Annotated in this window: 4 protein-coding genes; all 4 read right to left on the bottom strand. The window is 65.3% G+C overall.

Features of this window, described 5'->3' with window-relative positions:
* A partial coding sequence (locus tag RMN73_RS01745; RefSeq protein WP_309601597.1) for an MBL fold metallo-hydrolase occupies positions 1–400 on the bottom strand: 400 nt, incomplete at its 3' end.
* Positions 401–441: 41 nt separating this feature from the next.
* A complete protein-coding gene (locus tag RMN73_RS01740) occupies positions 442–1,626 on the bottom strand; it encodes a M56 family metallopeptidase (RefSeq protein WP_309601596.1) in 1,185 nt (394 codons plus the stop codon).
* Positions 1,623–1,997, bottom strand: a complete 375-nt coding sequence (locus RMN73_RS01735; RefSeq protein WP_309601595.1) for a BlaI/MecI/CopY family transcriptional regulator — start codon at positions 1,995–1,997, stop codon at positions 1,623–1,625. Before RMN73_RS01735 ends, RMN73_RS01740 begins: the two co-directional genes overlap by 4 nt.
* 45 nt (positions 1,998–2,042) lie before the next feature.
* Positions 2,043–2,312 (bottom strand): hypothetical protein (locus tag RMN73_RS01730; protein ID WP_309601594.1); only part of this gene is annotated, 270 nt, incomplete at its 5' end.

Here is a 2,312-nt window from a genome sequence, read left to right as displayed (position 1 = left end):
CGTCGCCGAAGGTGATTGCCTCGGCGTCGGCCAACACTCGGTCGGGCATATAGTTACCGTCGAAACTCGCATCGGCACGCGGGCCGACCGTTTCCAGCGCCAGCGCCGCGCAGCCGATAATCGGCGCACCGGTCGCAGCGGCTAGCGGTGCGGCGGCGGGGCTGTGGTCACGGTGGGTGTGGGTGCAGGCGACCGCCACGATCTTGCGCCCGCCGGCGGCGGTGACGATCGCATCGACATGCTCGGGGATGTTCGGCCCCGGGTCGATCACCACCAATTCGTCCCCCGCCCCCGCAAAATAGGTCTGCGTGCCGGAGTAGGTGTAGGGCGAGGGATTGCGCGCGAGCAGCCGGCCGATGCCGGGCGCAAGCGGTTCGAGAAGGGCGTAGGGGGCGTCCACGGTTTGTCCCTGCCATCGACGCGCGCCCCACGCAAATGAACTTAATTGCCGGCGCGGAGCTCGGTGATCTTGGCGGAGAGCTTGGCCTTGAGGTCGGCCTTAACCGCCGCGTCCATGTCGCTTTGCTTGTCGATGTCGGCGATGACGCCTTCGAGGCGGGTCGCGGTTTCGGCTTTCGACTGCCCCGCCTTGAAGCATAATTTGATCCGTGCGGCTTCCTTGCGGTCCGCGCCTGGGGCGGCGTCGGCCGTGAAATCGAGCGCCTGGCCGGGGCAGCCTTTTTCCAGATCGACCGCCTCGCCCGGCTTGCCGTCGGTGACCACCTTGCGAATTTCGACCGTCTGGGTTCTGGGCTCGTCGGCCAGCGCCGGGACTGCAACCAGTCCTGCGACCACCAGGCCGCCTGCCAACGCCAGCCCGGCCGCTTTGGCGATCATGCCATGTTTCGCGTTCAACATTTTCAGTCTCCCTTTCAGCTCATCGATCGACGTGAGTGCGCACAGTGAGCGCGGCACCGGCCGGGCTGCGCAGCGCAATATGGTTTCGGCATAGGCCGGGGCGGCGGCGCGGCCGGCACTGGACAGCAACGCCGCGTCGCAAGCCGCTTCCATGTCGCGGCGGAAGGCGCCAAGCGCGAGCCAGGCCAGCGGGTTGAACCACAGGGCAGAACTCACCAGCAGCGCCGCCGCGGTCGCCCACAAATCGCCGCGCCGGTGATGCAGTTGCTCGTGCCACAGCGCAAAATGCTGCTGCTCTTGGGTAAATCGGGCGTCGAAGTCCTGCGGCACCAGGATCAGGGGATGGATCAACCCAGTGGCCACTGGTCCATCGACCGCAGGCGTGGCGATGACATCGATGTCGATGACTGGCGAATGATATTGCTGGCCCTTGGCAACCGCAGCGCCGAGGAAGCGATGATGGGCCAACAGGCGAACGGCGAGCATGACGGCAAACCCGATTCCCCACACCAGCCACAGGGAAGGCAGCGCCGGCACCGCTTCATTCGCGTGCTGGCCAGTTTCAATCACCCAATCGACCGCCCCGCCGCTGGCTTGCCGCGTCGACACAAATTGCGGCAGTGGCGGCAGGACGAGCCGCAACGCCGGGGCGAGCCACAAGGCATAAGCCGCGCGCGCGCCGAACCAGATGGCCACCGGGCGGCGAAGCAATAACACCGCCAGCACCAGCAACGACGCGACCGCCAAATTGCCCGCAAGCCAGCTCATTTGCGCAAGTCCTTTATCAATTGCTCAAGCGCGGCAAGATCCTCGGGCTCGAGATCGCGGCGCTCGGCGAGATGCGCCACCAAAGGCGACACGCGTCCGCCAAACAAGCGATCGACCAACCGCCCGGCCTGCGCTTGTGCGAGCCGGTCGCGCTCGATCAACGGACGATAGAGGAACCGGCGACCTTGCGCCGCCGTGGCCAGCGCACCCTTGTCGACCAAGCGGCTGAGCATGGTCTTTACGGTGGTCGCGGACCAGGCGCGCCGGGCCGGAGCGCGGGCGGCAATGTCGGTCGCGCTGAGCGGTGCGTCCGCCCATAGCACCGCCATGATATCAAGTTCGGCTTCGCTGATTCGAACGTCGTTGGCCATGTGACTACATTTGTAGTCATAAGCTGAATGCCCGATGAACGTGACCTAGCAGCGCAGTCCGTATGGCCCCAGTCTGCCGCCCACCATCGTCGTCTTGGGGGCAATCAATTCGATCTCGATCTTGCTGTAGGAGATATTCTTGCAAATGCCTGGTGGCAGCGGGATCCGGCGCACGTCGCCGGCGCCAAGGCTGCCGATTTCGACTGTGCCGCGATCCTCGCCCTTGCGCAAAAAGCGGACGGTCGCACCGTCGTCCATGCCAGCGATGGCGGTCATTACCAGCACCGTATTCTTGTCGAAATAGTCGCAGCTTGC

This window comes from Sphingomonas sp. (genome assembly GCF_031372575.1).
Classification (GTDB): domain Bacteria; phylum Pseudomonadota; class Alphaproteobacteria; order Sphingomonadales; family Sphingomonadaceae; genus Sphingomicrobium.
This window is presented reverse-complemented; position numbering and strand designations above follow the sequence as displayed.

What these genes read in the sequence shown, in the direction of transcription:
- RMN73_RS01740 (WP_309601596.1), bottom strand. Translation starts at nt 1,626, where the DNA reads ATGAGCTGGCTTGCGGGCAATTTGGCGGTCGCGTCGTTGCTGGTGCTG.
- RMN73_RS01735 (WP_309601595.1), bottom strand. Translation starts at nt 1,997, where the DNA reads ATGGCCAACGACGTTCGAATCAGCGAAGCCGAACTTGATATCATGGCG.